Below are 23,802 nucleotides of genomic sequence, written 5' to 3' on the forward strand. Positions count from 1 at the left end.
AAAAGCCTTCGCAAAAAGCAACATGGGTAGAAGTGTATCAACCCAAGGATCAATTGCATGCTTATCTTGAAAACCTGTATGATCTTACAGATGAACAGCCATTTTATTTTTCCAACAAAGCCGATTCACTTGAACAAACCTTATGGCGGCAACCAAAGTCGAAACAGGAGCAGACGGCTTATCTCGATTTTATACTCAACATCGCTTATCATTTATTGCAACAGGGACAAATACAGGCCAGTACACGTTGGTATGAAAAAGGATTGAACTATCAGCAGCAGCAAAACATTCTATATGAACAGGAAGAATATATTGTAAAGCCGCTTGGTAATAACTATGTGCGGTTGGGTGATTATGATAAAGCAGTTGCCTTACAACAAGCTGCGATACAAAAGGCAATCATTGCAAATAAAAATGAATTGCTTTCTTCATTGTACAGCAATCTCGCCATCAGCTATTACTGGCTGGGAAATTATACAGCAACACAGGAACAAAGTAATAACGGACTGCTGTTTGTTCCGTTTCAAAAGACAATTACAGGTTTGTTATATAATGTAAAAGCTGATGCGTTTTATGCAGCAGGAAATAACGACAGTGCATTATTCTACAATCAAAAAGCAATTGCCTTTTACAGAACAGCTGACGCAGTTGATGCAGATGCATCGTGGATCGTAAGTGCCTTGCAGTTATCAGCAAAGCTGTTGGCTGATCAACAGCAATGGAAAGCAGCTGTGTTGAAATTGCAGAACGCAGAAAAAATATTAGAACAAGCTTATCCCAACAGCCGGCAACGGGATAAAGCCAAACTGAAAGCAGAGAAAGGAAATTTGTTTCTTGAATTAAAGCAAACCGATAGCAGCATACATAATTTTCAAGCTGGACTTAAATTCTTTTCAATTGATGACAGCGGTTATTTCCCTGATCATACTGTTACTGCCTTATATGCAGGACTGGCCCGTTCATTGAAACAACAAAATCCGAATAGCAGTTTGTATTATTTTCAACTGGCAGTTGCCAACGATTACTACTGCAACCAGTTGATCAGTTCTTCTGCAAACAGTTTGCAGAGCAGTTTGAACAATGATGCTTTGCATGAAGAAGCTATCGCATTCTTTCATGAGCGGTATCAGCAAACAAAAACGCAGGTGTTGCTTGAACAGCAGTTGTGGCTGATGGAATTATCGAAAGGAAGAAAATTGCTGAACGAGCAAAACCGCAGCCGTCAATGGCAGCAGGATAGTATGCAAAATAACAAGCAACAACTTTTTGCTGAGTTACGTAACGATTACCTTTTATTGGCTGAAGCAAAGGACGCAGCAGTTAAATCGCAGATCAGTGAACGAATACGACAACAGGAACTGGCATTGGGTTTACAGGAAAATCGTTTTGCACAATTGTTAGAGCAACCTTCGTTTGCAACTTTTCGGAAAAAGATAAAGGAAGTAACGGTTATAAATTCTTTTGTGAGTTATGCCTTCTCAGGAGGGTCGTGCTATGTGTTGTTTGCTTTAAATGGCAAAATACAAACAGCAACAATTCCTGCTGCATCAGTTAAACAGCAGGTTGATTCGTTTATGCAGCATTATTTTTCTGCAAATTCAACAGCTTTTGCGAATGATCCCGCTGCTTATTTTACAGCATCCGGGAAATTGTTACAGCAGTTGTTGCCATTTGCGATAGGCAATCAGCCTGTGATCATTTCTGCTGATTCAGCATTGCATCGTTTGCCTTTTGAAGCACTAAGCACTAACGAAAAAAAACAATTCCTTGGTGAAACAAATGCAGTGAGCTATGTGTATTCGTTCCTGCAATATATGCAAGCTACTGCAGCTGTTAAACAACCATTGCCTGTAACAGTTTATACGTTTGCACAACCGCATGCAGGCTTTGCGGCATTGCCTAATTCGGTTTCAGAAGCAAAACAAATAAAGAGGAAGTATACTGCAACCATTGCAAATGCTGCAACTGCAACAGAAACTTTCTTCAGCAATGCAATTCAATCTTCGTCAGTATTACATCTTGCATCGCATGCAGTGGCAGACAGTATGCAGCAACCTTATCTCGTATTGCAAAAGAAATTTTACCTCGGACAATTACAATACATCGTTACGGGTTCACCGTTGGTTGTTTTAACTGCTTGTGAAACAGCAGCCGGATCTTTGCAGGAGGGTGAAGGTGTTGTAAGTATTGGTCGGGCTTTTATCAGCAAAGGCGTAAATGGAGTTGTTGCCAGCAGATGGAAAGTAGATGATGCGGTAGCACCTGCTTTTATACAATCATTTTATTCTTCTTTACAAAAGCAACATTCACCTGTAACAGCTTTGCATGAAGCAAGAAAACTATACCTGCAAAACACAACAAATCTTGCGCAAAAAAATCCATTGCTTTGGAGCGGCTTCAGTTATTTAGGTATTGATCAGCAGATTCAATTGCAAACATCTTCTTTCAATTGGTATTGGTTATTGCTCCTTTTATTACTACCGATCGGTTTTTATTTCTTCCGAAAGATCAGGAAATAGTTTTTGTTGCACAAAGAACACAAGGAAGATTCACTGAGAGCACAAAGATCTTCGTGTCAATTGTGCGCCTTTGTGTTCTATGTGGGACTTGAATTTAAGTGATGAATAGAAAAATGGGCGTACAAGAGTGCGACGCAACCAAAGCTTCATAGAAATTCAACTGCCTGTTACCCAGAAATATTCTCCTCCAAGTCTATTAAAATCAGTGAGTTAGAAATAATCTCAAAATTTCTTTCCCAAGCAGGGTAACAATCTTTCCCTGCTGCGGATATACCTGCAAACAACAAACAAAAACAATTAAAACTTCTTAGTATGAAACAGTCAATCTTCTCAACCGTAGCAATTGCAGCAGCCATCAGTTTTACTGCTTGTAAAAAAGAAAATAAAACAATGGTGATGCCGCATGTGTTCGATCAAAAAGTAAAAACCTTCTTCGATGCCAACGCACCAAAGTATGAAGCGTTTACGATCGATGCAACAACAGGTGGTATGTTGTTAACCAGCAAAGGCACAAAGATCAACTTCCCTGCCAATGCATTTAAAAAAGCAAACGGACAACTTGTAACAGGTAGTGTTACTGTGCAGGTAAAAGATATTCATAAAGCAAGTGATATGCTTTTAGGCAACAGACCAACTGAAGCCGGTGGACAAATGTTGGTATCTTATGGTGAGATGACCGTAAAAGCAAATCAAGGTGCTGATGAATTACAATTGAATGCACCTGCACAGGTAGTAGTGCCTGCTGCACCAAAAGCAGGAGCCAACGGACAGTTCTTACGTGAAGTGCCCATGTGGAGTGGTGATAGTGCAGTAACATATACTATTAATGGTAACGATCATGAAAATCTTCCTGTAACACTTTCACAAACCGGTTATGTGCCACGTGGAGTAAACTGGGTACAGAATGGAAACTTCGCAGTAAATAATAACAATGGTACTTCAACTTTCAATCTTGATAGTCTTGGTGTATGGCGTAACTGTGATGCATTGATGGGTGACCCACGTCCGAAAACAACAGTGCTTGGTTACTTCAGCAACCAGTGGAACTCAGCAACAAGTACAAGCTATATGGGTGGTGAACCAAGTATGCTGTTCTTTAAAGTGAAACAACAAAATACCCTGGTGAAATTGTATAACAAGATCGTGAATGCACCTGCAGGTAAAGAAGGTTTGTTAAGTTATCAGAACAGTTTCCCGATTGGTATTGAAGGTACATTTCTTGCCATCACCTTTAAAGCCAATAAAATTTATGCTGAGATGCAGGATGTAACAGTAGGAGCGCCTGCAAGTGGTAAAACATATTATGGTGTAACATTTAACCTCACTGAAGTTACCGAAGCCCAGTTGCTTTCTCTGATACAACAATTGAATACGAAGTAAGGTCCGTTGTTCATCCGTCGAAAACATCTGTACTATGAAACAAAGCCCCGACTGAAAGGTCGGGGTTCTTTATTTAAAATCGCTTTGTATAAAATCGGCCAGCAGTTTCATACGGAAATAAAGATTGCTGATCATGAGTTGTACATTGTTCTTCACTTCTGTAACAGAACCGCTGCTCATTTTTTTGAGCGTTTTCAGCTCAACAATTTTTTCATCGATCTTATCAATGAGGCGTTCAGCATTCCAGCCGATATACCGTTTATTACGATCGTCGTAAACATGATAGGGTTCAATTGCACCAGCTTTTAATTTCTTAAATGCAAAATTTTGTTTGATGGCTTCCTGGATGGCATCGTTGCTGAGGAGGTCAATGATCTTATCGGCCGATACTTCGTTCAAAAAACCGTTCTTGAAAATATTGAGGTTGTTGCGGAGTTCCATGAGTACCTGTTTCTTGAGTACGTCACTTGTTTTGCTCTGTTTGTGCAAAAAGGAGATAAGGTTGTCTAATGGTGCAATGCCGCTTTTAAGCCAATCGAGGTTCATGAAATAAATTTAGTGTTCATTTCTCAAATGCAAAACATCAGAAAATGAAAAAAGCCGCTCAAACTGAACGGCCTTTAAAAATAGACAGGAAAAATCGATTATTGTTTCTGGAGTACCACGGTAAGAACAGTGCTGACCTTATTTGTAACACTAAAACCGCTCTGTGATGCTGTTGCGGTTGAAGAGCTATTGATAAAGAGTGATAATTTAGTTCCTTCCAGTTTATACTTGCAACCACCCGGCTCTGGTGTTGCATTACCCAACGCATTATTGGCAAAATAAATGGAATCGTTTCCAATTAATTTATATTGGCTCGTACCGTTTGTAGGAGCAATAGTTGCACTTGTGGGTGCAGTATCCTCACTTTGCAATACACCATTCTCATAATCTTTTACTGTTACAGAACCAGTATAGTCGTAACCAATGCCTTCGGCATCGAACGCATTTGAAGTTATTTTGTATTGGCCCTTTGGATTTGTAGAAGTAAAGGTTGTAAAGGTCTCCGTTTTTTGATTATCGCTTCCAAATGTAATATCACGGGTTACTAAAGAGTTTCCTGCAATAGAAACAAGTTTCCAGTTGCCGGCTATGGGCGATGGGGCTTCACTTTTTTCTTTTTTACAGGAGGTTGCTGCAAGAATAATTACAGCGAGGATCGGGGTAAGATTTTTGAATTTCATAAGAATATTTTTGCAAGGATAATGATTTTTTGCAATGTTGTACCTTGCCCGTTTATAACCGTGTTGATTTGGGACATAAGCGTATTATAGCACACTTTGACCTCGATACATTCTTTGTATCTGTAGAGCGCTTGAACGATCCTTCGCTCAATGGTAAACCCGTGATTGTGGGTGGTACAAAAGAACGGGGCGTGGTGAGTACCTGCAGTTATGAAACAAGAGCATTTGGTGTGCACAGTGGTATGCCTATGGCGCAGGCGATGAAGCTTTGTCCGCATGCAATTGTGTTGCAGGGCACACGTGGCGATTACAGCCGCTATTCACGATGGGTAACAGATATTATTGCAGCAAAAGCACCGCTGTTTCAAAAAGCATCCATTGATGAATTTTATATTGATCTTACCGGTATGGATCGTTTTTTTGACCCGGTAAAATGGACCATCGATCTGCGCCAGGAAATTATTGATGCTACTCAGTTGCCGATCTCTTTTGCCATGGCCTCAAACAAGCTTGTTGCAAAAATTGGAACCGACTTAGCAAAGCCCAACAATTATATTGTGGTTGAATATGGAAAGGAAAAAGAATTTCTTGCTCCGCTACGTGTAAATAAAATTCCGGGAATAGGTGAGAAGGCTTACCACACATTACTTGATCTTGGTATTGAAACCATCGGCGATCTGCAGAATGTAAATCCTGTTATGCTGGAGCAACAACTAGGTAAGCACGGTCGTGACCTGTGGTTAAGGGCGCAAGGCATCAGCAGCAGCGAAGTAAATGCATATCATGAATCGAAATCTATTTCAAGTGAAAATACCTTTCATGAAAACAGCAGTGACCTTCCTTTTCTTGAAGCAGAGATCGTTCGTTTAACAGAAAAAATTGCACATGAGCTTCGCCAGGAAAATAAAATGACCGGTTGTGTTTCGGTAAAGATCCGATACCCCAATTTTGAAACACAGCAAAGACAGGCATCTATTCCTTATACATTTTATGATGATGAACTGATCTATAATGCGAAACAGTTGTTTCATCAACTTTATAAAAAAGGACAGCCGGTACGTTTGCTCGGCGTTAAATTAAGCGAGCTAACCGATGAAGCTTCGCAAACAAATCTCTTCCAGGATGTGCAGAAGAAAAATGAATTGTACAAGGCCATTGACCAGGTAAAAGAACGTTTTGGGAAAGCACTGCTTACAAAGGGCCGTAACGCAAAGAGAAAGGATGGGGATACTGAATTACCGGGTATTTCCTAACTGATGTTTGTAGGGATTTTTTTTTGACATTAAAGTCTATCTAGTAAGTAGGGAATTGTTATATTTGCTCTCTAAAATTTTATTGTTCACTTTTTTAATTCTGTTTTATGAGTTTACGTTTAGGTGATGTAGCGCCAAATTTTCAGGCGAAAACAAGCATTGGTGATATTGATTTTTATGAATACTTGGGTGATGGTTGGGGTGTTTTGTTTTCGCATCCTGCTGATTATACACCTGTGTGCACGACTGAGCTTGGCAAAACAGCTTTATTAAAACATGAGTTTGAAAAGCGTAATGTAAAAGTGTTGGCATTAAGTGTTGATGGAGTTACAAATCATAAAGGCTGGATCAGTGATATTAATGAAACACAGCATACGAATGTTGAGTTTCCAATCATTGCTGATGAAGACAGAAAAGTAGCAGGTCTTTATGATATGATTCACCCCAATGCATCTGAAACGGCAACCGTACGTTCTTTGTTTATCATAGGTCCCGATAAGAAAGTAAAACTGTTTATTACTTATCCTGCTTCAACAGGTCGTAATTTCCAGGAAGTGTTACGTGTAATTGATTCATTGCAACTAACAGCAAATTACAGTGTTGCTACACCTGCTGATTGGAAAGATGGTGAAGATGTGATTGTTGCACTGTCAGTTACTACAGATGCAGCCGTAGAGAAGTTTCCAAAAGGTATAAAAATAGTAAAGCCTTATTTACGTTATACTCCGCAACCCAATAAGTGAGTTTTCTATTGATGAAATGATCTGGTTACGCAAGCCCCCAAGAGATTGGGGGCTTTTATTATTTGATCCATTTTTCAAACTGTTGCAGCAATGCCCGAAGATCTTTTGATAAGGTTGCTTCCAATTCAACCTTCTTCCCATCAACATCTGTAAACGTAAGTTTCCAGGCATGCAATGCAAGACGATTCAGTAACGGTCGCTCTTCCTCTTCCGACTTTGCGAGTTTAAATTTTTTTCTTTTCATGGATGAAAGGAGAATAGGAGTGGCTGTGCCATATACTTCATCGCAAACGATCGGGTGCCCAATATGCTTCATGTGTACACGTATCTGGTGTGTGCGTCCTGTATGAATTTGAAATTGCATCCAGGAGTACAATCCATGTTCTTCCAGTACCTTATAATCAGTTAATGAAGCCCTGCCTTTTGCATGTGTAATATAGGTTGCATTTTTTGCAGGATGTTCCATGATAGCTGCGTCAACACTTCCTTCTTTATTTGCCAGGGTGCCGTGTACAAGACCGAGATAGAATTTCTCTACTGTACGATCTTCAAACTGTTTGGAAAGAAGTTTATGCGTTTCTTCATCCTTTGCAAATACGATCAAGCCGCTGGTGAATTTATCTAAACGATGAACCACCCACACCTTATCGTATTTTTCATTCAGCCAATCTTTTAATGACGGTTCACTTTGTTTGCGATCGGGAATAGATAATAAACCGGATGGCTTGTTGAGTGCGATCCAATGATCGGTTTCGGCAATAATTTCGAGTTTATTCTTCATCTCTGTTCTTGCCTTTAGTTTCTTCTTTCTTTTTTACAAACGACTTGTTGAGGAATTTAAGAAGGCGAACTTCTTTTTCGTTGAGGTAACGCCATTTGCCACGGTCAACATTCTTTTTGGTGAGATTGGCAAACAGTACACGATCTAATCCTTTCACATCATAACCAAGCGATTCAAACATGCGGCGTACAATACGATTACGTCCGCTGTGTATTTCAATACCTACGATCTTTTTATTTTTTGGATCAGCATAGCCCAATGCATCAGGTGCAATAAAACCATCTTCGAGTGTAACACCGTTCAACAGTTTTTCGAAATCTTTTTTCTCCAACGGTTTATCGAGTGTTACTTCATACACCTTCTTCACCTGGAAACTGGGATGCGATAATTTTTGTGTGAGCTCACCATCATTGGTTAATAACAACACACCGGTTGTATTTCTGTCTAAACGGCCAACAGGATAAATGCGGTTGGTTGACACACCTCTCATCAGATCCATAATTGTCCGTCTTCCCTGCGGATCTTCTGAAGTAGTGATATAATCTTTTGGTTTGTTGAGAAGGATGTAAACCAGCTCCTTTTGGATACTGATCTTTTTGCCGTTTACTTTTACTTCGTCCTTGTCGGTTACTTTATGTCCGGGCTCATTAATTACTTTTCCGTTTACCAATACGGTTCCGGTTTTAATCACTTCCGCTGCTTCTCTTCGGCTGCAAACACCACAATGCGCCAGATATTTGTTCAATGGCATTTCGCCATTTGTATTTTCTCGTTTAAACGTAATTGGTTCAGCAGGAGTTTGTGCTTTTGCCACATATCCATCGTCTTTTTTCTGAGCTCTTGTAGCTTGGGGTCTTAAACTTCGTTCTTCTGCTTTCTTTTTGGCGAAGTATTCGTTCTTATCGGCTCTTGCCTTTTTCTTTTCCTGGCGGAACTCTTCTTTCTTTTGTGCGTTGCTTTTCTGGATTTGAAAATTGCCAAAACTCTTTTTTGTCATGCTATTTGTATTTGCTGTTTTGCAACAGGATGAGCGGCAAAGGTAACTGAAATGCACCGAAGAGTGAACCGTTGCATAGTAATAATATCAATCGTTAGTCATATTTTTCATTGGCTTTCGTTTACGCTGACCAAACGGTTACACAACCGTTCATCCAATGATTGACACACGCTTAACATTTCAGAAACTATTTTGCAAGAATTTTTCCAACAAAACGTCAAACTGATCTATGAGAAATTTTTTCTTAGCCCTTCTTATGTTGATGACCTATGTAGCCGGAGGGCAATCTCCCCAAACCCTTTATTTCGACCCATCCTCTACCATTGGCGCACCAGCATCAAGGATCTTTGAAAGCATTACTTATATACCTCTTGAAACAACCAGGCAAAGTCTGTTTGGACAAATAAGCCGCTTGATTGTAACTTCTCAATATTTCATCATTTTCGATTACGATACACAGGCTCTTTATTTTTTCGATAAGTCAGGAAAATTTATCAAAAAGTATAAAGACGAAAAATACACGCTGGGCAATATGCAGTTTTTCGAGAAGCAGAACGCACTGTATCTATTGCAGGTAAACAGGAATTTCAAACCAACACAGGAGTACATCGATGAACTCGTTCGCAATCCTTTTTCAAAGGACAGCAGGAAATATGCAAAGGCAGTTCTTTATGACCTTACAGATATTCAAAAAGAACAGATCAAAGAAGTGCCTGACTTTACGATTTACATGGCCAACCCTTTTTACTTTAATTCAAAGGAATGGTTATACAGCATTGTACTTGAAGATAAAGACGCAAAAGACTCTATTGACTATGAATTGAAGGTATCTGACGGTAATAAAATTCTTCGCTCTTATTTTCCGTACTCAAAAACAAATTCATCGTATTTAGCTGATCCAGGCAATATTGATTTCTTTCCTACAAACAAGCCGAACATATTATACTTCACCCGCCCTTACAATTATTCGATTTATCAATTCACATCAGATAGCATCACTGCACTATACAATTTTGTACTTCCTTTTGAAAACACGGTGCCGAAGATGTTTTTCACGAAACAATTCAGCTCACGCAATGAGTTAAGAGAATACAAACAAACTAATCCCGGCTACGTGTGGGAAATAAACGGATTAGTCCCTTTTAACAACTACCTGTTTTTCTCGCTGGATTATCAAAAACGTGACCGTCGGTTTTTATTCGATAAAAATGGCAATCGGTTTTACAATATCAACAGAATAACACCTGACAGTAGCAATGCTTTCCTGCCAGTCATGGGTTGGAATATCCAATACTATGACAACTCAGCTTTGTACAGCAGTATATCATCCGATGCCATGTTTCGTTCCAAAGAAACAGAGGTTAATAAAAAACCTGTCTATTCGCCTTTATTGAAAACCTATTTTGAAAAGAGTAAATCTTCAGCAAACCCTGTTATCATCATCTTGAAACCACTCTCAAAAACCAAATGAAATGGTCATACAAATTGGCAAGATATCTTTTAACAAGAGCGAAGATAATTTGTATGGACATACTATGTGGCTGAAAGACAACAACAATTAACACATGAAATTAATTACCATTCTACTGCTTCTTCTTCCATGCATTATTTTTTCCCAGGAGAAAACAACAGGCCCTGTTGGTACTGTTACCGGACTAGTAAAAGATTCTGCAAACGATTATGCACTTGAGTCCGTAACTGTGCTTGTTTACAAAAAAAGTGATTCAACTTTATTAAACTACCAACTTACAAACACATCGGGTGAGTTTAGTTTTGATAAACTGCCGCTGAATGTGTCTTTACTCATCAGCCTTACATCATCAGGATACAAATCATTTTCAAAAACGATAAAACTCGACAGCGCCAATTCATCTTTCAGCTTTGGCACCATTCAACTCGGTACAAATTTTAAAAATCTTGATGAAGTAGTGATTGAAGCCGTATTGCCGATTCGTATGAATGGCGATACATTGGAAATAAATCCCGCAGCATTTAAACTCGATTCAAATGCAGTTGTGGAAGATATGCTGCGCAAAGTTCCCGGTGTTACACTTTGGGGCGATGGTACTGTAACAGTGAATGGAAAAAAAGTAACCAATGTGTATGTTGATGGTAAACCTTTCTTTGGAAACGATCCTGCTATTGCAACGCAAAACTTACCAAAGAATGCCATTGACAAAATACAGGTGTACACAGAAGAAGACCGTACAAAAACTGCAGCCGAACGAACAGCTGCTGATTCGTTGCTGACGATGAATATTAAACTCAAGGCGGATAAGAAGAATGGCTATTTTGGAAAAGGTGGCGTTGGTATTGGTACAGATCAACGTTTTGAGGGTGACCTGGGTTTACAGGCCTATAATAAAAAAACAAGGCTTGGCATTGGTGCAGCTATGAATAATATTAATAAAGGAGTTGACGATCTGCAATCCTTATTAGGTGAGACCACCTTCCGCAGCTTTAACCCACGTAACAGGTATGTTGCCAATTTTGGAGGACAGGGAATTAATAAAATATACTTTGTTGGCGCCAACCTTCAACATAGTTTTATTGAAACAACCAATAACCAACGCACAAACGAATTGTCAATTGATTTAACTGGTCGTGGTAATGTGAATAATGTAAGCTCAACCACAAATGGTACTTCCACAACAGGTACAGGAGCCTTGTATACATCATCAACCCGAAACTCCACACAGGATAACGATACAAAAACAATTGGGTTAAGCTATAATAAACGTGATAGAGATAAAGACCTCGGTTTTCGTATTTCGGCAAATGAAACAAAAGGTTTCGGCAATTCATCATCCACTTCAAAAAGTGAAAGAGATAGCGTGGGCGTGGTAAGTGAAAATGTGGAATCGTCTCAATCGCAAACAACCAACCGGAACATCAACTTCAGCGGCAATTTTCAAAACAAGGACAGTGATGAACGAAACCTGAAAAGTTTTTCTTTGCGTTTTAATTCCGGTTATAGCGAAAATCAAAACATACGAAATACGCTCACAGATTTTGATTCTTATGAGAACCCGGCACGAAATACGTCGTTAAATCGCCTTTATAATTCAAACTCCAACAATTGGAACGGAGGTGTGAACTTTACTTATAACGCACTTAAACGTTTACTGTTTGGCAGTAACAACCTTTGGAACATTAATGTAAGAGTAACAAATAACTTCCAGGTTAGTAAATCGGATGTTACTTATAACGTAAGTGATTTCGATTCTACAGGGAAAGTATATGTTGTCAATAATAAGATCACCAACCTGCATCAGAATACCCGAATAAGTGAAGATCCGGCTTTGAATTTGTCGAAAGCGTTTACGAAGAATCTGTCTAACCGGTACTATCGTACAATTACATTTTCGACAAATCTTGGTGGACAGTTTCTGTGGGAAAAAGATCGTTCAAATTTCTCTAACCGTAACCTGACCAGGGATTTTGCCTTCTTTACACCTAACTCAAATATTGCTTACTTCTATCAGAAAACAAACGGCTATAATATTAATTTCAATGTTAACCATTCAAAAAACTATTCTATTCCGGGCCTTGATCAATTGTATCCCATTATCGACAGCACCAATCGCTACTACTTCAATTACGGCGGAGCTTTTTTGAAACCTTCAGCAACTAACAGCTTTGGTTTTAACTTCAATTACAACAGGGGTAATAACAGAAATAAGAAAGCCGATATCAACTTCAATCTTAACGGTAACATTGGCAGAGTGAAAAATGCTATTGCCGACAGCAGTAATATTTATAATGATGGTAGCCGTGATGTCTATCTTATAAATATTGATGGTAGAAAGACCTGGAGCTTGTTTGGAAACATTAATACATCGATCAAGCTGAAAAAAAATGTGCTGCAATTCACTTACAGCGGATCTGTTTTTAACAGCCAGTCACCAAACTACATCGACCAGATATTTTCAATTTCACGTACGCAGAACTTCAACAATTCACTCCGTGTATATTTTGCAGTAACCGATATCATTAATTTCTCTTTATCGCAGGGAGTAAATATGAGTAACAGCAAACAAACAGGGGGCAAGTTGCAGTCGTTTAATAATAAAAACTATGTAACATCAGCGAGTATGAATCTGCAGTATCCCAAAGATCTTACATTGAGCAGCACACTGAATTATGTAAAGAATGTGGCCAGCAAACAAACATCCATGCTTTGGAATGCTTATATCAGTTACCGATTTATGAAAAGCAAACAAATTGAAGCTAAGTTTTCTGCAATGGACATTCTGCGGCAGAACAGGAACATCTTCATCAGCTCCGGTAGTAATGGAATCAACACAACCGTTACAAACGGCCTGGAACAATTTTATATGTTGACGATCTCCTATTTTCCACGAAAATTTGGTGTAGGGCAAGGTGGTGGCAATCGTCGTGGTCCTGGTGGTGGAAATGGACCCGGTGTGAGAATGGGCGGAAGGCAATAACATCCTGCTTCTTAAACAATAAATAAAAGCGGCCATGTAAGTTCTTACATGGCCGCTTTTAGTATAAATCTTATTTAGCCTGAAATCGAAACAGGAACTTAATTTATCCCTTCTTTATTTGCCAACTGTCCGCAGGCTGCATCAATATCTTTACCACGGCTTCTTCTTAAGCGTGCATTCACTTTTTGTTTTTCTAAATAAGCCATGAATTTATTTGTTACTTCTTCATCGGGCTTTTGAAATTTTGCTAAGTCAATTGGATTGTATTCAATGATGTTGATTAGATCGGCCGGAACCTGTCTGTAAATTTTGATCAGGTCATCTGCATCTTTCAACGAATCATTAAAATCTTTGAAGAGGATATATTCAAATGTAATTTCATTACCTGTCTTCTTATAAAAATGATTCAGTGCTTCAATCAATGATTTAATGTTGTTGGTATCATTGATGGGCATGATCTCATGGCGCTTTTCATCTGTTGCGGCATGTAAACTCAACGCCAGTTTAAAACGCACTTCATCATCACCCAATTGCCTGATCTGTTTTGCCACACCCGCCGTTGAAACAGTAATGCGGCGTGGACTCATGCCTAATCCGTCAGGCGAAGTAATACGTTCAATTGCTTTCAACACATTTTTATAATTGAGCAACGGTTCACCCATCCCCATAAAAACAATATTGGTCAGCTTCTTTTCATACACACGCTCACTTTGCTGGTTGATGAGCACTACTTCATCATAGATCTCATCATAATTGAGATTTCGCTTGCGATCGATGTAACCGGTGGCACAAAATTTACAACTGAGTGAGCAACCGATTTGCGAGGAAACGCAAGCTGTCTTGCGTTCATCGGTTGGGATCAACACACCTTCCACCAAATGACCTTCGTGTGTGCGGAACCTTGACTTTACCGTTCCATCAGCAGAATATTGCGTGGCATCAACTGCTAGTGCTGGAAGTGTAAATGTTTCACCGAGTTTTTGACGGAGTTCTTTGCTGAGATTGGTCATGTCGGCAAAGCTGTGGGCATGCTTCTGCCAAAGCCATTCATACACTTGTTTTGCCCTGAATTTCTTTTCCCCCATGCTTTCGAAGAAATCCGTGATTTCTTCAAGACTTAAGTGGCGGATATTTCGCTCGTTCGCTACTTGCATAGCGGCAAAGGTACAAAGCAAAAGCGGATTGAATTGAGTTCTTTACATTTGGCTTTTATAATTACATATGAACCCAGTTTACATTATCGATTGCATCCGCACACCCATCGGCAGATATGGTGGTGCATTGGCCACTGTTCGTCCTGATGATCTGCTGGCTCACGTTATTAAAGCATTGGTACACCGCAATGCATCCATCGATTTAAATGCGATTGAAGAAGTAATTGCGGGTGCGGCAAACCAAAGTGGTGAGGATAACCGAAATGTGGCCCGTATGGCGGCACTTCTTGCCGGTTTACCTGTAACTGTTGCCGGAAATACCGTGAATCGTTTGTGTGCAAGTGGCTTGCAGGCGATCATGGATAGTGCAAGAGCAATTGCCAATGGCGATGCGGAATTGATGATTGCCGGCGGAGTGGAAAGTATGAGCCGGGCACCTTTTGTAATGCCGAAACAGACTGACGCTTTTGGACGAAAAGCAGAACTCTACGACACAACACTTGGCTGGCGCTTTTTAAATTCCCGTCTTTCCGAATTATATCATCCCTACAGCATGGGTGAAACGGCCGAGAATGTTGCGAAGCAGTGGAATATTTCAAGGCATGCACAAGATGAGTTTGCATTAGAAAGCCAGGTGAAATATGCCGCTGCAAAAGCAGCAGGTAAATGGGCTGATGAAATTATTCCTGTTGAAGCAGTACAAGGCAAGCAGGTGTTAGTTGTTCAGGGCGATGAACATCCGAGAGAAACAAGTATTGAACAGTTAGCCAAATTAAAGCCAGCCTTTGCAAATGACGGAACTGTTACAGCAGGTAATTCAAGCGGTATTAATGATGGTGCTGCAGCTATGTTGTTGGCGAGTGAAGAAGCAGTGAAAAAATATAACCTCAAACCAATTGCTAAAATAAAATCCATGGCAGTGGCTGGAGTTGATCCGGCTATTATGGGCATCGGTCCCGTGCCTGCTACACAAAAAGCATTGGAGCGGGCTGGCCTTACCGTTAGCGATCTTGATCTGATCGAGTTGAATGAAGCATTTGCTTCACAAAGCATTGCCTGTATTCATGATCTGGGTCTTGATATACAAAAAGTAAATGTAAACGGTGGAGCTATTGCAATTGGTCATCCGTTGGGTTGCAGTGGTGTACGCATCTCTACAACCTTGTTGCATGAAATGAAAAGAAGAAGAAGTAAGTATGGTTTAGCAACCATGTGTGTGGGAGTGGGGCAAGGTGCAGCGGTGATTTATGAAATGATCTGACAACATTAAGAGCATTATAAAATTGAAAAGCTGTTACGCATTTGAAACGTAACAGCTTTTTATATTGTTTCAGCAGAAAATCCTACTGGTTCACTTTCGGATTTAATACAGTCCAGTTTTTTGTGCCTAAGTAATAGGTTCTGCCGTTTTCAATATATTTTATCAGCAATGGATAATTCCTGTAACGTGAAGGTGAATTGCTTGCAGCAGCGGCTTCATTTGTAAAAACGATCTGCATAACTGTATGCGTCGTTTCCGGAACAAGTGTTTCTGTTGCAGGAGTGTTTCCCAGTTTAATTGAATTCTCTATTGTAACAGGTGCTTTTGTTTCTTCCGTTTTAAATGATACACTTTGTCCAGCGATCCATACCTCGTCAACAGTAATACTCCTGCCATTTCTTACAAGCAGGTAAACGTATTGCTGTAAAGTTGATCTTCCTTTTTCTTTTGAAGAAAAATTAGCACCCCCACTTACTTTTTGCTGGTAAGCATATAGTTTCACAACAGGATATTTTCCTGTTTGGAGAAACGATGTGCAACAAATAAAAACCAGACCTGTTAAAATTATTTTCATTTTGTTTGTTTAGCAAGTTGATGCTTCACACAAATGCATTACACAAGCATTAATTCGTTTTCACAAATTGTTGTACATGCTTATATCTGCGGTTATCGCTGATGATCTCAAGCAGATAACTGCCTGTTGACAAAGGACCAAGTGGTACTGTGCCATTTTGGTAAGCCTGTGTTCGTTGCATCAACACCTGACCGCTTAAATTGGTTACACGTAGATGTATGGTTTTGATTCCTGTTGCTCCACCTGTTCTGAAATTAATATCACCCGGTGTAATGGTTGGGAATACTGAATTTATAAATCGTTTATCATTTACCACAACATCAGGAACAGAGGTTGGCACATTGCCAATAACAGTATAGAACATGCCGTTGCCATGTGTACCCACAAGCAGCGTGTTGTCAGCAGTACGTAAAACAAGATCGTTCACAATGGCGCCTTGCATCATGGCCGGGCCTTCAAGTTGCCAGTTGGTGGAGTTTCCGTTAATGGTGGTTGTGCTGAACAAGCCAATGGAAGTGCCAACATAATATTCAACTCCTGTTGTGGTGGCTATGATGGCGCATGATCTGAAAGATGCCAGATTTATTTTCGATCCTTCAACTACTTGCCAAGTTGGAGAAGCAGAAAGCGCATTACCTGTCCAGAAAGCACTTACTGCTCCATAATTTGAGACAACAGCCATTACTGTGTCAGGGTTACGGGGATTAACAGCAATTTCCCTCACAAGCGAATTTGCTGTTATGCCGGATGGTGTAATATTAACCGGGGTTGTTGATGCAGTTGCATTCCTTGGGTCTTGCATCCGGTATATTTTAGCGTCACTGGTTCCAATAAAAAGATAGCTGTTTGCATTGTTGTAGGATCCTCTGGAAGTTGCAAGGGAGAAAATATCTCCATTTGTAGTTAAGGTTGTTCCAACGCCAGTCATCTCTGTCCATCCTGTGCTTTGTGTTACAGTAGATGCAGAAGTGGTTCTCCATAAACGATTATCACTGACATAGTAAAGTAGTTCAGTATTATCGGGGTCGAGATGATAATAAGTCACAAATTGTCCTTCAGGTGCACCAGTTGGATCGATTTGTGCTCCAGTTAATGAAGATCCTTGAACTATGTTTAAGCGGCCAAGGATACCATTTTGCGCAGAAGCATATAAATATTGTTGTGTTGACGTACTTGGTGAAAGTGCCGTCATGCCTCCATCACCCCCAAAAATACCTACATAGTGATCATTTGGATCTGGTAAAGCAGGGCCAAAAAACTGTTTCGAATCTCTGTAAGAGGTAGAATTATCTTGTGCCCCACCTGCGAATGTGAGTGAGCCTGCTGAGGGATCAATAGCAACATGATAGTATTGAAAAGTTTGATATTGGTTATTCAAATTATCCCAACTTACCGGAGACGATGTAATGTTATTACAAGCCTGTAATCCACCATCATTGCCCACAACTAACCGGTTTGCATTTGAAGGGTCGAATGCAAAAGAATGAAAGTCAACATGACTAAATTGGTTCGGATCGGTATACGTAGTTGATACTAGTCCGCCGATAAAAGTTCCAGACGAACTAAATGCATTAGTTGACCGGAAAAGATTTACGCCTCCTGCCAAAACGAGATCTTGATTAGTTGGATGCACAGCAAGCAACATATTATAACCTTCTTGCGTTTCCATGTATTTCGTTGTCCCGGCATTTTGAATTGCGGTAAGATTAGTACCCCTGTTACTGCTCCATGTTATCGAAGAGAAATTTGCAAGGTTGGCACGGAAAAGATCAGCCTCAGATTGATTGGATGCAGCACTTAAAGAGTTTTCATACATAACATACAAAGTATTTGCATTACTGGGAGCCACCGAAAGTACCGTTCTTCCCCATCCTGTTCCGTTTGTTAGCGATGGGTTATATGCTTTCCAACCTGCAACTGAATCGGGCTGTCCGTTTCTGCCACCAGCTATTCTTTTCCAGTCTGATAAACCATTTGTAGATGCCCATACGCCAACAGTATCCCTATTATTATTTCGACCGGAAAAGCTGGCGTAGTAACGTGTGCCATCTTTCGAAATGGCAATATCTGTTGCCATCGCTTCCAGAGGTTGATTTGTATCTTCTATTCCTAATACATAACCAAAGGTATTGTTGCTGGGTGCTTGAAATCCATCTGTAGATATCCATATATAATTGAAAGTGGCAAAATAAACATACCCCCTGCTATCAACCTGAATATTAAAAATCATATCGAAAATATCGTCGAGATTTTCTTTGTAAGTACTCCCTGCGGTAATATTCACCTTACTCCAGGTAACACCATTGTTTGTTGATTTTAAAATTCCATTGCCAGAGGCAAAACTGGAGTTAGGATACCCGGCAGAACCACCTAGAATCTCACCAGTACCCGCATACCATGTATCATTAAAAGCAGGTCGGGGATCCTGGGAAAAGCAGTTTACATTCCTCATTAAAGAGGTATCAACGCTAACATACGACCAGGTGGCGCCGCCATTTGTTGAACGAAAAATTCCACCTGATATGCCAGCAGCAAGCATAACCCCGTTATTACGCATATCATAAGCAAGGGCTCTGGTTCGACCGCCATTTTGCGTTGGTCCGGCAGCAGTATAAGTATTCAGTATTGATGGGCGAAAGTTTATTGCACTCTGCCTTTTTATTACAGAAGTAAGTATTTCTCTTTCTTTTTGGTAGATGCCCTTTGGGATCTGGCCTGTTGCAGGGTCGTGTAGCATTTTCCATTCATACAAGCGGCGTTTAAAACCGCCTTCTTCTTTTTCTTCTTCATCAGCCGAGGCAAGTAGAGAAAATTTATTCTTAAGAATTGGTTGTTTTTTGCCAGTCAACTTATTGTACACAAAGAGGGTAACGATGGCGATTGATACAACTGAAAGAATCAGGTAAGCTGTTTTGCGCATACTCTAAAAATTAGGTTATCGTAAGTTAAGATTTTTTTAGGGAGATGGGGATTCTTGTGGATAGGGTTGCAATGAAATAACATGCAAACAAAAAGCCCCCGATGTATCGGGGGCTTTTGCGGTGAGGGCGGGATTCGAACCCGCGGTACAGAGTTACCCGTACGGCAGTTTAGCAAACTACTGATTTCAGCCACTCATCCACCTCACCGACTGAAATTTTAAGGGTGGCAAAAATAAAGATTCGCACCCATACAACCCAAAAAAAGAAAAGAGGTTTTCTGTTTAGCTGATTCAGCCGTATTAAACCGAAAATTTTTGAAGCAAAGCATCAAAGCTAATCGACTCCTGTACACCTGTAGCCAATTCTTTTACATTACAGGTGCCGCTCTCCAGTTCTTTGGTGCCGAGAATGACGATAAATGGAATTTGTTTTTTCTCAGCGTATTTAAATTGTTTGTCGAATTTGCTGTTTTCATGATACAGTTCACAGGCAACGCCTTTGCTGCGGAGATGCTGCATCAGTTCAAATGCTTTTTTGCTTTCTGCATCGCCAAGATTGAAAAACAAAATTTTTGTACCCGTATGTACACCTGCAGGGAAAAGTTTCAGTTCTTCCATTACATCATAAATACGATCAACACCAAACGAAATACCAACACCCGGAATATTCGGCACACCAAATAAACCGGTGAGATCGTCGTAACGTCCACCACCACCAATGCTTCCCATCTGCACATTCTTCGCTTTTACTTCGAAGATGATGCCAGTGTAATAGTTGAGACCTCGTGCTAGTGTAAAATCAAATTGCAGATTTGAGATTTGCGATTGCAGATTGACTGTTTCCAATTCTTTAATTCCTTGCTTACCTGTTTCAGATTCACCAAGTAAGGATTTTATCTGTTGCAGCTTTTCTTGGTTACTGCCAGTGATGAGTAAATATTTTTCAATGATGGAAATTTGTTCTGCTGTTAATCCACGCTGAACCAATTCCTCTTTTACTTTTTCTAAACCGATCTTATCTAACTTGTCAATTGCAACAGTAATGTCAACCATCTTTTCGCTTCCACCACATATCTCTGCTAATGCAGCAAGTATTTTCCGGCTATTGATTTTTATTTCTACATCAACGCCGAGTTTTTGAAAAACCGTAGAGTAAATATTGGTCAGTTCAACTTCATTCAACAATGATTTACTGCCCACCACATCTGCATCGCATTGATAAAACTCACGGTAACGTCCTTTCTGCGGACGATCAGCTCTCCAAACAGGCTGCACCTGGTAGCGTTTGAATGGCATCGTTAGTTGATTGTGATTCATCGCCACATAACGTGCAAACGGAATGGTAAGATCATACTTCAACGCACGTTCAGTGATTGCACTTGTATTTTTTCCTGCGAGTACTTTTTCAAATTCGTCTTTGATCGTTTGTTGCTTTGCAGGATTATCTAAACCGTTATTGAGAATTTTAAAAATCAATTTATCGCCTTCTTCTCCATACTTGCCCATCAACGTCTCAAGGTTTTCCATAGCTGGCGTTTCCAATGGTTCAAACCCATACAATTCAAAAACCGATTTGATCGTATTGAAAATGTAATTGCGTTTGCGAACAACATCTGCTCCAAAATCTCTAGTGCCTTGCGGTAATGATACATTAACCTTCGCCATTCTTCAATTTGTAGTTTATAGTTTGTAGTTATTCGTTGGAAGATTTGTCAGTACTTTTTACTTCGTACCTCGTACTTCCTGCAATGTACTTCTCAATTATTTTGTCACACGCTTTATCAATCAGTTCATACACGCTGTGATAGCCATCTTCTTTCCCATACCAGGGATCAGGTACAGCCCTGTTCTCACCGGGATATAATTCATTCAACAGCAGATCTACTTTATCTTCTTTCCACAACTTGCCACTCATTTGTTTTACATCTATGTAGTTGCTGCTGTCCATTACATAAATAAAGTCATAGTTCAGAAAATCTTCTTTCGCAAATTGTCGTGCCCGTTGTTTACTGATATCAACGCCATTATGCTTTGCTACTTTAATGCTTAAATGATGCGGAGGTTCACCGGTATGCCATGCACCGGTGCCTGCACTCTCCACACTCCATTGCAAACCGGCCTTCCATGCCTTGTGCTGAAGTACTCCTTCTGCCAAAGGACTTCTGCAAATATTTCCCAAACAAACCATTAAGATACGCATGGCCGCAAAGATAAGGTGTAAGGGAAAAGGCACAAGGAACAAGAAGTAAGGAAGAAAATCCAATGTCCGCAAACAAGGCACAAGAAGTAAAACTCACTATCAGAAATCTAACATCAAACATCAGCCATTGTATTTCTTCTTATGGATTTATTCGTACGCAGCATCTAATTATCGTTATCATTTCATCAGCAGCCGGCCGGCGAATGTGTAATGAAAATTTGTTTGAGTGTATGATCGGTCATACGCAAACAGATGAATCAATTATTTCACATCACCAAAACGTTGTCACATGAAAAGCGAACAAATTCTTACTGCCGATCTGTTGGATATTTTATTTGAAAACCGTAACAAAGCTTACGGTGCATATTCTATACGGAGAGCTTATCCATCTCATCTTAAAAAAGCATTGGGGATGATGTTATTACTGGTAGCCGGGCTGTCGTTGTACGTAATGAGCAAACCAAAAAAAGCAGGCACATACATTCCGCTATCAAAGGACACTGTGATTGTAATTCTTGAAGAGGTGATTGATATTAAAAAGCCGAAAGAAAAGCAACAGCAAGAGCGAACTGTCGAAGCACAACCTCCGACCAAGGTTGACAGACCCATTGAGATTGTGCCAGATGATCAAATAATTAAACACCCACCTATTGACAGAACGGATCCGGAAGAATATGTTCCTGGGAACAACGACAAACCTGCTGTGGGCGAAGGCGGGGCGCAGTTTGTTCAGGGAAAACCAGGTGAAACAAACATCACCCCAAATCCGCCACAGGAGGCAGCTCCTGAAGAGCCCGCTATTCTCGAATCCCCAGATGAAAAACCAGAATTCCCCGGTGGTATGGAAGCATGGTCCCGTTACCTGCAACGCATGTTACGTGTGCCTGAGGAACTGGAATCTGGTGACCGAAAAACGGTAAGGGTAAAATTTGTAGTGAATGCAAATGGCGAGGTAACAGATGCTGTCATTACTATGAGCGGAGGAAAAGAGTTCGACAAAGAGGTAATGCGTGTAATTGGTCGTATGCCTAAATGGAAACCGGGAAAACAGAGAGGAAAACCAGTGGCATCTTATTTTACACAACCGGTAACCTTTACCGTTCCGGAAGAGTAAAAATTAGTTAACTTGCCCGCTCCCTAAAAAGCTTACATGTCAATCCAGGAAGATTTCAGGAAAAAGAATAAACCCGTCAATGTAAAGGCAGTGTTCGACATTGTGATGGGCTTCATATACCTGGTTATGGGGGCGGTTCTTGCTCTATCAAAATATCTCGGGCTTGAAATTACATTCCCACCACCCGATGTAGTTATTGTATTCGGAATTGCCGCATTTGTTTATGGGGCATTCCGCATTTTCAGGGGGGTAAAAACTTACAACAATCCATCATAGACATGAAGAAGTGGAGTATGGTACTGTATGGCTGTTTAAGCCTGTGTCTTTTTTCCTGTAAGGAGAAGAAGGCACAGCCTGACGATACCGGTTCAACCGGTACCATCCATATCAGTGTAGACGAATCGTTCAAGCCCATCATTGAAGAACAGATCCAGGTTTTTCAATCTACTTTCCCCAAGGCTAAGATCATTGCTCATTACAAACCGGAGGCTGACTGCTGGAATGATCTGTTGAACGATAGCATCCGTCTGGTGATCGTTACCAAAAAAATCACCCCCGAAGAGGCCCGTTATTATGCCGATTCTCTTGGCTTATATCCCCAAAGTGATCTGCTGGCCAGCGATGCCGTTGCATTGGTGGTGAACAGAAATGCTCCCGATTCTGTTTTTACTAAAGAAGAAGTGGCAGGGATGTTGTTAGGTACAGGAAAGTTGCCGTATAAACTTGTTTTTGATGGAGTAAAAGCAACCAGTACGGTACGTTATGCCATCGATAGTATATTGAAAGGGAAACTATTTAATACATCCACCATTACAGCTGCAAAAAGCAGCAGCGAAGTGGTTGAGTATATTGCAGAAACCCCGGGTTATATAGGTTTTGTGGGTGTAAGCTGGATCGGTAACCCCGAAGACAGCAAACAACTGGAGCTGTTGAAGAAGGTGCGGATAGCGTGGCTTCCCTGTGATAGTTGCGAAGAAGCAAATACGTATACAAAACCCTGGCAGGAAGATATTTTAACAAAACGTTATCCCTACACCAGGGAGATCTATTACGTCTTAAAAGAAAATCACGTGGGCTTAGGAAAAGCATTTGTGAATTTTATGAACAGCGACAGGGGTCAACTGATCTTTAGAAGAGGGTATCTTGTTCCGGCAAGGAGAATTTTTATCATGAGAGAAACTCAACTGAAATTAGTGAAGCCTGTAAAGCAATAATTTTAATATTTTTAC

At 40.3% G+C, this 23,802-nt stretch carries 19 protein-coding genes and 1 tRNA gene; 10 read left to right on the plus strand and 10 right to left on the minus strand.

The window, feature by feature from the left end:
- Positions 1-32: 32 nt before the first annotated feature.
- Positions 33-2,519, plus strand: coding sequence for a CHAT domain-containing protein (locus H4075_RS03150; RefSeq protein ID WP_182804075.1), 2,487 nt, complete (start codon positions 33-35; stop codon positions 2,517-2,519).
- 312 nt (positions 2,520-2,831) lie between these two features.
- Entirely contained in the window at positions 2,832-3,899 is a 1,068-nt protein-coding gene (locus H4075_RS03155) for a hypothetical protein (RefSeq protein ID WP_182804077.1), read from the plus strand.
- Positions 3,900-3,968: 69 nt separating this feature from the next.
- Here H4075_RS03155 and H4075_RS03160 read toward each other — a convergent pair whose 3' ends face one another.
- Positions 3,969-4,445 (minus strand): hypothetical protein, encoded by a 477-nt coding sequence (locus H4075_RS03160; RefSeq protein WP_182804079.1) that lies wholly within the window; start codon positions 4,443-4,445, stop codon positions 3,969-3,971.
- A 98-nt stretch (positions 4,446-4,543) separates the two neighbouring features.
- The gene (locus H4075_RS03165; protein ID WP_182804081.1) at positions 4,544-5,125 is read right to left on the minus strand and encodes an FctA domain-containing protein; all 582 of its coding nucleotides are present in this window, start codon (positions 5,123-5,125) and stop codon (positions 4,544-4,546) included.
- 68 nt (positions 5,126-5,193) lie between these two features.
- Here H4075_RS03165 and dinB point away from each other — a divergent pair, with 68 nt between their 5' ends.
- Positions 5,194-6,378 (plus strand): DNA polymerase IV, encoded by a 1,185-nt coding sequence (gene dinB / locus H4075_RS03170; RefSeq protein ID WP_182804083.1) that lies wholly within the window; start codon positions 5,194-5,196, stop codon positions 6,376-6,378.
- A 107-nt stretch (positions 6,379-6,485) separates the two neighbouring features.
- On the plus strand, positions 6,486-7,121 hold the full coding sequence (locus H4075_RS03175) for a peroxiredoxin (protein ID WP_182804085.1): 636 nt from the start codon (positions 6,486-6,488) through the stop codon (positions 7,119-7,121).
- A gap of 58 nt (positions 7,122-7,179) precedes the next feature.
- Here the strand turns inward: H4075_RS03175 and H4075_RS03180 are convergent, their stop codons facing one another.
- Positions 7,180-7,902, minus strand: coding sequence for an RluA family pseudouridine synthase (locus H4075_RS03180; protein ID WP_182804086.1), 723 nt, complete (start codon positions 7,900-7,902; stop codon positions 7,180-7,182).
- Positions 7,892-8,899 carry a pseudouridine synthase gene (locus tag H4075_RS03185; RefSeq protein ID WP_182804088.1) on the minus strand — a complete coding sequence of 336 codons (1,008 nt, stop codon included), beginning with the start codon at positions 8,897-8,899 and terminating at the stop codon, positions 7,892-7,894. The genes H4075_RS03180 and H4075_RS03185 overlap by 11 nt, the downstream gene beginning before the upstream one ends.
- 229 nt (positions 8,900-9,128) lie before the next feature.
- Here H4075_RS03185 and H4075_RS03190 point away from each other — a divergent pair, with 229 nt between their 5' ends.
- Positions 9,129-10,370, plus strand: coding sequence for a 6-bladed beta-propeller (locus H4075_RS03190; protein WP_182804090.1), 1,242 nt, complete (start codon positions 9,129-9,131; stop codon positions 10,368-10,370).
- 94 nt (positions 10,371-10,464) lie between these two features.
- Positions 10,465-13,350, plus strand: a complete 2,886-nt coding sequence (locus tag H4075_RS03195; protein WP_182804091.1) for an outer membrane beta-barrel protein — start codon at positions 10,465-10,467, stop codon at positions 13,348-13,350.
- Positions 13,351-13,448: 98 nt separating this feature from the next.
- On the opposite strand, the gene rlmN is transcribed toward H4075_RS03195, so the two are convergent.
- Positions 13,449-14,504, minus strand: a complete 1,056-nt coding sequence (gene rlmN, locus H4075_RS03200; RefSeq protein WP_182804093.1) for a 23S rRNA (adenine(2503)-C(2))-methyltransferase RlmN — start codon at positions 14,502-14,504, stop codon at positions 13,449-13,451.
- A gap of 67 nt (positions 14,505-14,571) precedes the next feature.
- On the opposite strand from rlmN, the gene H4075_RS03205 reads away from it, so the two are divergent.
- Entirely contained in the window at positions 14,572-15,765 is a 1,194-nt protein-coding gene (locus tag H4075_RS03205; protein ID WP_182804095.1) for an acetyl-CoA C-acyltransferase, read from the plus strand.
- 82 nt (positions 15,766-15,847) lie between these two features.
- On the opposite strand, the gene H4075_RS03210 is transcribed toward H4075_RS03205, so the two are convergent.
- From H4075_RS03210 to H4075_RS03230, 5 genes are all read right to left on the minus strand, one after another.
- Complete coding sequence (locus tag H4075_RS03210) at positions 15,848-16,339, minus strand: hypothetical protein (protein WP_182804097.1); 492 nt, start codon at positions 16,337-16,339, stop codon at positions 15,848-15,850.
- Between the two features lie 49 nt (positions 16,340-16,388).
- Entirely contained in the window at positions 16,389-19,259 is a 2,871-nt protein-coding gene (locus H4075_RS03215) for a T9SS type A sorting domain-containing protein (protein ID WP_182804099.1), read from the minus strand.
- Between the two features lie 119 nt (positions 19,260-19,378).
- Positions 19,379-19,467 (minus strand) — tRNA-Ser (locus tag H4075_RS03220).
- A gap of 92 nt (positions 19,468-19,559) precedes the next feature.
- Complete coding sequence (gene hisS, locus H4075_RS03225; protein ID WP_182804101.1) at positions 19,560-20,924, minus strand: histidine--tRNA ligase; 1,365 nt, start codon at positions 20,922-20,924, stop codon at positions 19,560-19,562.
- 28 nt (positions 20,925-20,952) lie between these two features.
- Positions 20,953-21,459, minus strand: coding sequence for a low molecular weight protein-tyrosine-phosphatase (locus H4075_RS03230; protein ID WP_255460308.1), 507 nt, complete (start codon positions 21,457-21,459; stop codon positions 20,953-20,955).
- A gap of 289 nt (positions 21,460-21,748) precedes the next feature.
- Between H4075_RS03230 and H4075_RS03235 the strand changes: the two genes are divergently transcribed.
- The 3 genes from H4075_RS03235 to H4075_RS03245 are packed head-to-tail and all read left to right on the plus strand — an operon-like array spanning position 21,749 to position 23,787.
- On the plus strand, positions 21,749-22,573 hold the full coding sequence (locus H4075_RS03235; RefSeq protein ID WP_182804103.1) for an energy transducer TonB: 825 nt from the start codon (positions 21,749-21,751) through the stop codon (positions 22,571-22,573).
- A 36-nt stretch (positions 22,574-22,609) separates the two neighbouring features.
- Positions 22,610-22,849, plus strand: a complete 240-nt coding sequence (locus H4075_RS03240; RefSeq protein ID WP_182804105.1) for a hypothetical protein — start codon at positions 22,610-22,612, stop codon at positions 22,847-22,849.
- Positions 22,850-22,851: 2 nt separating this feature from the next.
- Positions 22,852-23,787 (plus strand): PstS family phosphate ABC transporter substrate-binding protein, encoded by a 936-nt coding sequence (locus tag H4075_RS03245; protein WP_182804107.1) that lies wholly within the window; start codon positions 22,852-22,854, stop codon positions 23,785-23,787.
- Positions 23,788-23,802: the final 15 nt, after the last annotated feature.

The sequence above is a fragment of the Lacibacter sediminis genome (genome assembly GCF_014168535.1).
Taxonomy (GTDB): domain Bacteria; phylum Bacteroidota; class Bacteroidia; order Chitinophagales; family Chitinophagaceae; genus Lacibacter; species Lacibacter sediminis.